Below are 7,841 nucleotides of genomic sequence, written 5' to 3'. Positions count from 1 at the left end.
GCCGCTGCCGCCGACGCTGGCGAAGACGACCCGGTCGCCGCGCCAGCCGCGCGCAAGCTGGCTGAAGAGAACGGCATCGACCTGGCTACCGTTGCCGGCACCGGCAAGGGCGGTCGCATCACCAAGGAAGACGTCGTCGCCGCCGTCGCCAACAAGAAGTCGGCCCCTGCCGCCGCACCGGCTGCCAAGCCGGCCGCTGCTGCCGCTGCCCCGGTCGTCGCCGCCGCTGGCGACCGCACCGAGAAGCGTGTGCCGATGACCCGTCTGCGCGCCAAGATTGCCGAGCGTCTGGTCGAAGCCCAGTCGAGCATGGCCATGCTGACCACCTTCAACGAAGTCGACATGACCGAAGTCATGGCCCTGCGTTCGAAGTACAAGGACCTGTTCGAGAAGACCCACAACGGCGTGCGCCTGGGCTTCATGTCGTTCTTCGTCAAGGCCGCCACCGAGGCGCTGAAGCGCTTCCCGGCAGTCAACGCCTCGATCGACGGCAACGACATCGTCTACCACGGTTATGCCGACGTCGGCGTCGCTGTTTCCAGCGACCGTGGCCTGGTGGTACCGGTACTGCGCAACGCCGAATCGATGAGCCTGGCTGAAATCGAGAACGGCATCGCCACCTTTGGCAAGAAAGCCCGTGACGGCAAACTGTCGATCGAAGAGATGACCGGCGGTACCTTCACCATCACCAACGGTGGTACCTTCGGCTCGATGATGTCGACCCCGATCGTCAACCCGCCGCAGGCCGCGATCCTGGGCATGCACAACATCATCCAGCGCCCGATGGCCATCAACGGCCAGGTGGTGATCCGCCCGATGATGTACCTGGCGCTGTCCTACGACCACCGCCTGATCGACGGCAAGGAAGCGGTAACCTTCCTGGTGACCATCAAGAACCTGCTGGAAGATCCGTCTCGCCTGCTGCTGGACATCTAATCGCGCAGCTGCAAGCCGCAAGCCGCAAGCTTCAAGTCGAAGCGCGCGGGGCTTGCAGCTTGCAGCTTGCCGCTTGAAGCTAAAAAGGAATCTTTTATGACCCAGAAATTCGACGTAGTGGTGATTGGTGCAGGTCCTGGCGGCTATGTTGCCGCCATCAAGGCTGCCCAACTCGGTCTGAAGACTGCCTGTATCGAGAAATACACCGACGCCGAGGGCAAGCTGGCCCTGGGCGGCACCTGCCTGAACGTGGGTTGCATTCCGTCCAAGGCGCTGCTGGACAGCTCCTGGAAGTACAAGGAAGCCAAAGAGAGCTTCAACGTGCACGGTATCTCCACTGGCGAAGTGAAGATGGACGTTGCCGCGATGGTTGGCCGCAAGGCCGGCATCGTCAAGAACCTGACCGGTGGCGTCGCCACCCTGTTCAAGGCCAATGGCGTCACTTCGATCCAGGGCCACGGCAAGCTGCTGGCCGGCAAGAAAGTCGAAGTCACCAAGGCTGACGGCACCACCGAAGTCATCGAAGCCGAGAACGTGATCCTGGCCTCCGGTTCGCGTCCGATCGACATTCCGCCGGCTCCGGTCGACCAGAACGTCATCGTCGATTCCACCGGCGCCCTGGAATTCCAGAGCGTACCGAAGCGCCTGGGCGTCATCGGTGCCGGCGTCATCGGCCTGGAGCTGGGCTCGGTATGGGCTCGCCTGGGTGCCGAAGTCACCGTCCTGGAAGCCCTGGACACCTTCCTGATGGCTGCCGACACCGCCGTGTCGAAAGAAGCCCAGAAGACCCTGACCAAGCAAGGCCTGGACATCAAGCTGGGCGCTCGCGTCACCGGCTCGAAAGTCAACGGCAACGAAGTCGAAGTCACCTACACCAACGCCGAAGGCGAGCAGAAGATCACCTTCGACAAGCTGATCGTCGCAGTCGGCCGTCGTCCGGTGACCACCGACCTGCTGGCCGCCGACAGCGGCGTGACCATCGACGAGCGTGGCTACATCTTCGTCGACGATCACTGCGCCACCAGCGTTCCGGGCGTCTATGCCATCGGTGACGTGGTACGCGGCATGATGCTGGCGCACAAGGCCTCGGAAGAGGGCATCATGGTCGTTGAGCGCATCAAGGGCCACAAAGCCCAGATGAACTACGACCTGATCCCATCGGTCATCTACACCCACCCGGAAATCGCATGGGTCGGCAAGACCGAACAGGCGTTGAAAGCCGAAGGCGTTGAGGTTAACGTGGGCACCTTCCCGTTCGCGGCCAGCGGCCGTGCGATGGCGGCCAACGACACCGGTGGTTTCGTCAAGGTCATCGCCGATGCCAAGACCGACCGCGTACTGGGCGTTCACGTGATCGGCCCTTCGGCTGCCGAGCTGGTTCAGCAAGGCGCGATCGCAATGGAATTCGGCACCAGTGCCGAGGACCTGGGCATGATGGTCTTCAGCCATCCGACCCTGTCCGAAGCGTTGCATGAAGCAGCGCTGGCGGTGAATGGCGGTGCCATTCACGTCGCCAACCGTAAGAAGCGTTAATTATAAGAAACCACGGCGGGCTGCCCGTCGTGGGTCTTGCGTGCAAGACTCACCGCGGAACGTCCGCCGGACCGGATCACACGGGAAAACCCGGGGTCAACGGTCACAGGTGGTGCGGCGCCATTAATGGCGCAGCGCCGAAGCGCAGTACCTAACGAAGACGGTAAAAAGCATGAATCTTCACGAGTATCAGGGTAAGCAGCTGTTCGCTGAGTACGGCCTGCCAGTTTCCAAGGGTTTCGCTGTCGATACCCCTGAGCAAGCTGCAGAAGCCTGCGACAAGATCGGCGGGAACGAGTGGGTCGTCAAAGCCCAGGTCCACGCCGGTGGTCGCGGCAAGGCGGGCGGCGTCAAGCTGGTTCGCAGCAAGGAAGACGCCAAGGCCTTCGCTGCTCAGTGGCTGGGCAAGAACCTGGTCACCTACCAGACCGACGCCAACGGTCAGCCAGTTTCCAAGATCCTGGTCGAATCCTGCACTGACATCGCCAAAGAGCTGTACCTGGGCGCTGTAGTCGATCGTTCGAGCCGTCGCATCGTGTTCATGGCCTCCACCGAAGGTGGCGTGGACATCGAGAAAGTCGCTCACGAGACTCCTGAGAAGATCCTCAAGGCCACCATCGATCCGCTGGTCGGCGCTCAGCCGTTCCAGGGTCGTGAACTGGCGTTCCAGCTGGGTCTGGAAGGCAAGCAAGTCCAACAGTTCGCCAAGATCTTCGTAGGCCTGGCCAAGCTGTTCAAGGATCACGATCTGGCCCTGCTGGAAGTGAACCCGCTGGTGATCAAGGCCGACGGCGACCTGCACTGCCTCGATGCCAAGATCAACATCGACGCCAACGCCATGTACCGTCAGCCGAAGCTGAAGACCTTCCACGACCCGTCGCAGGACGACGCCCGTGAAGCCCACGCCGCCAAGTTCGAACTGAACTACGTTGCCCTCGAAGGCAACATCGGCTGCATGGTCAACGGTGCCGGCCTGGCCATGGGTACCATGGACATCGTCAACCTGCACGGTGGCAAGCCAGCCAACTTCCTCGACGTGGGCGGCGGCGCTACCAAGGAGCGCGTTACCGAAGCGTTCAAGATCATTCTGTCCGACAGCAATGTCGCGGCCGTTCTGGTCAACATCTTCGGCGGCATCGTTCGCTGCGACATGATTGCCGAAGGCATCATCGGCGCTGTGAAAGAAGTCGGCGTCAAGGTTCCGGTTGTCGTTCGCCTCGAAGGCAACAACGCCGAACTGGGCGCTAAAGTACTGGCAGAAAGCGGTTTGAACATCATTGCGGCAACCAGCCTGACCGACGCTGCTCAACAAGTTGTCAAAGCTGCGGAGGGCAAGTAATGAGCGTCCTGATCAATAAAGACACCAAAGTCATCTGCCAGGGCTTCACCGGCTCGCAGGGTACTTTCCACTCCGAACAAGCCATCGCCTACGGCACCAAGATGGTCGGCGGCGTCACTCCGGGCAAGGGTGGCACCACCCACCTGGGCCTGCCGGTGTTCAACACCGTGAAAGAAGCCGTGGAAGCCACCGGCGCTGACGCGTCGGTCATCTACGTACCGGCTCCTTTCTGCAAGGACTCGATCCTGGAAGCCGCCTTCGGTGGCATCAAGCTGATCGTCTGCATCACCGAGGGTATTCCTACCCTCGACATGCTGGACGCCAAGGTCAAGTGCGACGAGCTGGGCGTGACCCTGATCGGCCCTAACTGCCCAGGTGTCATCACCCCGGGCGAGTGCAAGATCGGCATCATGCCAGGCCACATCCACTTGCCAGGCAAGGTCGGTATCGTTTCGCGTTCCGGTACTCTGACCTACGAAGCTGTGAAGCAGACCACCGACGCCGGCTTCGGCCAGTCGACCTGCGTCGGCATCGGCGGTGACCCGATCCCGGGCTCCAACTTCATCGACATCCTGAAGCTGTTCCAGGAAGACCCGAAGACCGAAGCGATCGTCATGATCGGTGAGATCGGCGGTTCCGCTGAAGAAGAAGCCGCGGCCTACATCAAGGCCAACGTGACCAAGCCTGTTGTCTCTTACATCGCCGGTGTTACCGCACCTGCGGGCAAGCGCATGGGCCACGCTGGCGCCATCATCTCCGGTGGCAAGGGCACTGCGGACGAGAAGTTCGCCGCCCTGCAGGACGCCGGTGTGAAAACCGTGCGTTCCCTGGCTGACATCGGCAAGGCCCTGGCCGAGCTGACTGGCTGGGAAGTCAAGAAGTAAGTAACACGCAGTACCCCCCACGCGCACAAAGGCCACCTTCGGGTGGCCTTTGTCGTTTTTATTCGAGTCATCCGCGATCGCGTTTTTGTGGGAGCGGCCTTACCGAGGCGTCGGACCGGTCGGCAAGGCCGCTCCCGCACGTGCTCAGTAAAGGCTAGGAAAACTCGATCACCTCAATCAGGATTTTCAACCAGACATCCACTCAAATCCGCAATAAATTGTCGCCGAACACGTTCAACCAGACGACAAACACATACGCACATCGGACAAGCAGCACTGTGCCAGTGCGTTTGTCAGGCAAAACAGGTAGGCTACGCGTTCACTCTGTGCCCGTACCCCAAAAGGGAACGACACGCTAAACGGGTCTGGCTCACCAAGCCGGGCAGCATTTCCCTTCATCCTGTGGGAAATCCCCTCCGACTCCCGATTTCAGCAGTGTGGTATTTCCTTAAATGAAAGTGTTAAAAGGCCAGGATATCCTGGCGCTTGGCTTTATGACGTTCGCGCTGTTCGTCGGCGCCGGCAACATCATCTTCCCGCCCATCGTCGGCCTGCAGTCCGGTCCGAACGTGTGGATGGCCGCACTCGGCTTCCTGGTCACCGCCGTGGGCCTGCCGGTCATCACCGTGGTCGCGCTGGCCAAGGTCGGTGGCGGCATGGATGCCCTGAGCAGCCCGATCGGCAAGTTCTTCGGCGGCCTGCTGGCGGCCGTGTGCTACCTCTCGGTCGGTCCGCTGTTCGCCACCCCGCGTACCGCGACCGTGTCGTTCGAAGTGGGCGTTGCGCCGTTGACCGGCGAGAGCCCGACGGCGCTGCTTATCTACAGCATCGTGTACTTCGCCGTGGTACTGGCCGTGTCCATGTATCCGGGCAAGCTGCTCGACACCGTGGGCCGTTTCCTCGCGCCATTGAAGATCATCGCCCTGGCAGTGCTGGGCATCGCGGCCTTCGCCCTGCCGGCTGGCACCATTGGCGAGGCCCAGCCTGCCTATGCCGCCGCCGCGTTCTCCAAAGGGTTCTCCGATGGCTACCTGACCATGGACACCCTGGGCGCCCTGGTTTTCGGTATCGTCATCGTCAACGCCATCCGCTCGCGTGGCGTCGAGTCGCCTAAGCTGATCACCCGTTATGCCATCATCGCCGGCCTGATTGCCGGTGTCGGCCTGGTGCTGGTGTACGTCAGCCTGTTCCGCCTTGGCGCGGGCAGCCATGACATCGCCGCCGACGCCACCAACGGCGCGATGGTCCTGCATGCCTACGTGCAGCACACCTTTGGTTCGTTGGGCAGCGGCTTCCTCGCCGTGTTGATCGCACTGGCCTGCCTGGTGACCGCCGTTGGCCTGACCTGCGCCTGCGCCGAGTACTTCAGCCAGATCCTGCCGCTGTCGTACCGTGCCCTTGTGGTAATCCTGGCCGGCTTCTCGCTGCTGATCTCCAACCTGGGTCTGACCAAGCTGATCATGTTCTCGATTCCCGTGCTGACGGCGATCTACCCGCCGTGCATCGTGGTCGTGGGCCTGAGCTTTGTGAAAGACCTGTGGAATTCGCCGACCCGTATCCTGGCCCCGGTCATGCTGGTGTCGCTGGTGTTCGGCGTTGTCGACGCGATCAAGGGCAGCAGCTTTGCCCACGTACTGCCTGACGCCCTGGCTCACCTGCCGTTCAGCAACGAAGGCATGGCCTGGCTGGTGCCTTCGGTGGTCACTCTGGCCGCCGCCGTGGTCTGCGATCGCATGCTGGGCAAGCCGCGCGAGGCGCTGGCCTGATGGATTGAAACCTCAAGGGCAGGGCGCTGGCCACAAGCTGAAGGGCGCTTGCCGATGGTGGATATCGAAACCCCGCTGCCGAAAGGCGCGGGGTTTTTTGTCGGCTGTACCGACGCTATCGTGGCGAGGGCGTGTCTTTTGCCGAATCCGGGCGTCGAAAACCGGTCTGTTTCTCTTTGACGGGACTGCTGCATGAGCTTCATCCAAAACAACCTGGGCAACCTCCTTGCCGCCTGCTGGTTCGCCATCTGCTGGGGCGGCTACACCCGCTACGCCATCTGGAAAGGCCGCGACACGGCGTGCCTGGCCAGCGTGCTGCACCTGTACCGCGAAGACTGGATGCGCCGCATGCTGCTGCGCGACAACCGAATCGCCGATGCCAGCGTGATCGGCAACCTGGAGCGCAACGCGTCGTTCTTCGCCTCCAGTACCTTGATCATCCTCGCCGGTATCCTCACCGTGCTCGGAGCGTCGGATCGCGCGCTGTCGCTGCTGGCCGACCTGCCATTGGTGCAGCAGGCCTCGCAAGGGATGTCGGAAATCAAGTTGCTGTGCCTGGCGATGGTGTTCGTCTACGCCTTCTTCACCTTCAGCTGGTGCATGCGCCAATACAACTTCGCCGCTGTGTTGGTGGGTTCGGCGCCGATGATCGGCGAGCGCCTGGTCAACGAACTCGAGCGCAAGGCCTTCGCCTCTCGGGCCGCACGCGTACTGTCGTTGGCCGCCAACCAGTTCAACCTGGGATTGCGTTCGTACTACTTCGGCATGGCCATGCTGAGTTGGTTCATCAGCCCTTGGTTGTTCATGGTCATGAGTGTCGGCGTTGTATTCATCCTGTATCGCCGCGAGTTCCATTCCCATGTACTGGAAGTGATGGTGTTCACACCGACGGAAAGTGTGTCGGTAGAGCCGGGCAAGGACGCTTCCGGTATTGCTGGCTGAAACCTTTTAGCGTAAGCGGTAGATACAAAAAAACCCGACATTGTCGGGTTTTTTTGTATGGCGCGATTACTGCTTGGCAGGCTCGGCAGGCGCAGTGGTCGGCGCTGGGGTGGAGGGCGCGGCCTCCTCGGCGGCCTTCTGCTGCGCTTCGGCCTGATCTTTGGCGGCTTCGGCGTTTTCCTTGGCGGCTTCGTTCATCTTATCCTGAGCTTCGCCCATCTTTTCCTGGGCTTGCTCGGCGTGTTGCTGTGCGTCCTGGGCTTTGTCTTCGCTCGCTTTATCGCAAGCAGCCAGGCCCATGGCAGCGGCCAGCATCAGAGCAAAAGCAAAAGGTTTACGCATGGGGTGTTTCTCCTGGGTGGAATAACTTTACGTGTACCTTCGAGTTCATCGTCTGCGAAGAAGTTCCACAAAGGTTACAGATATATAACTGCCCGACCT

General features: G+C 61.3%; 7 protein-coding genes. 6 read left to right on the top strand and 1 reads right to left on the bottom strand.

All coding sequences use genetic code 11. The features are described from left to right. The 6 genes from odhB to CC207_RS24665 form a co-directional block, all read left to right on the top strand. The coding region (gene odhB / locus CC207_RS24690; protein ID WP_256582354.1) for a 2-oxoglutarate dehydrogenase complex dihydrolipoyllysine-residue succinyltransferase at positions 1–936 on the top strand (936 nt) is incomplete at its 5' end. A 96-nt stretch (positions 937–1,032) separates the two neighbouring features. Beyond that, positions 1,033–2,469 (top strand): dihydrolipoyl dehydrogenase, encoded by a 1,437-nt coding sequence (gene lpdA / locus CC207_RS24685; RefSeq protein ID WP_028690460.1) that lies wholly within the window; start codon positions 1,033–1,035, stop codon positions 2,467–2,469. Between the two features lie 172 nt (positions 2,470–2,641). Next, positions 2,642–3,808: an ADP-forming succinate--CoA ligase subunit beta gene (sucC, locus tag CC207_RS24680; RefSeq protein ID WP_003254205.1), complete on the top strand. Its 1,167-nt coding sequence runs from the start codon at positions 2,642–2,644 to the stop codon at positions 3,806–3,808. Further along, a complete protein-coding gene (sucD, locus tag CC207_RS24675; RefSeq protein WP_004376004.1) occupies positions 3,808–4,692 on the top strand; it encodes a succinate--CoA ligase subunit alpha in 885 nt (294 codons plus the stop codon). Before sucC ends, sucD begins: the two co-directional genes overlap by 1 nt. Before the next feature lie 452 nt (positions 4,693–5,144). Next, positions 5,145–6,458, top strand: coding sequence for a branched-chain amino acid transport system II carrier protein (gene brnQ / locus CC207_RS24670; protein ID WP_028690462.1), 1,314 nt, complete (start codon positions 5,145–5,147; stop codon positions 6,456–6,458). Between the two features lie 192 nt (positions 6,459–6,650). Further along, positions 6,651–7,400 carry a DUF599 domain-containing protein gene (locus tag CC207_RS24665; protein ID WP_028690463.1) on the top strand — a complete coding sequence of 250 codons (750 nt, stop codon included), beginning with the start codon at positions 6,651–6,653 and terminating at the stop codon, positions 7,398–7,400. A gap of 66 nt (positions 7,401–7,466) precedes the next feature. On the opposite strand, the gene CC207_RS24660 is transcribed toward CC207_RS24665, so the two are convergent. Beyond that, positions 7,467–7,742 (bottom strand): hypothetical protein, encoded by a 276-nt coding sequence (locus tag CC207_RS24660; protein ID WP_028690464.1) that lies wholly within the window; start codon positions 7,740–7,742, stop codon positions 7,467–7,469. Positions 7,743–7,841 lie beyond the last annotated feature (99 nt).

It is taken from the genome of Pseudomonas sp. DrBHI1, from assembly GCF_002205115.1.
Classification (GTDB): domain Bacteria; phylum Pseudomonadota; class Gammaproteobacteria; order Pseudomonadales; family Pseudomonadaceae; genus Aquipseudomonas; species Aquipseudomonas mosselii.
The sequence above is the reverse complement of the archived record's forward strand: the minus strand, read 5'-3'. Positions and strand labels throughout refer to the sequence as shown.

What these genes read in the sequence shown, in the direction of transcription:
- lpdA (WP_028690460.1), top strand. Translation starts at nt 1,033, where the DNA reads ATGACCCAGAAATTCGACGTAGTGGTGATTGGTGCAGGTCCTGGCGGC.
- CC207_RS24660 (WP_028690464.1), bottom strand. Translation starts at nt 7,742, where the DNA reads ATGCGTAAACCTTTTGCTTTTGCTCTGATGCTGGCCGCTGCCATGGGC.
- CC207_RS24665 (WP_028690463.1), top strand. Translation starts at nt 6,651, where the DNA reads ATGAGCTTCATCCAAAACAACCTGGGCAACCTCCTTGCCGCCTGCTGG.
- sucC (WP_003254205.1), top strand. Translation starts at nt 2,642, where the DNA reads ATGAATCTTCACGAGTATCAGGGTAAGCAGCTGTTCGCTGAGTACGGC.
- sucD (WP_004376004.1), top strand. Translation starts at nt 3,808, where the DNA reads ATGAGCGTCCTGATCAATAAAGACACCAAAGTCATCTGCCAGGGCTTC.
- brnQ (WP_028690462.1), top strand. Translation starts at nt 5,145, where the DNA reads ATGAAAGTGTTAAAAGGCCAGGATATCCTGGCGCTTGGCTTTATGACG.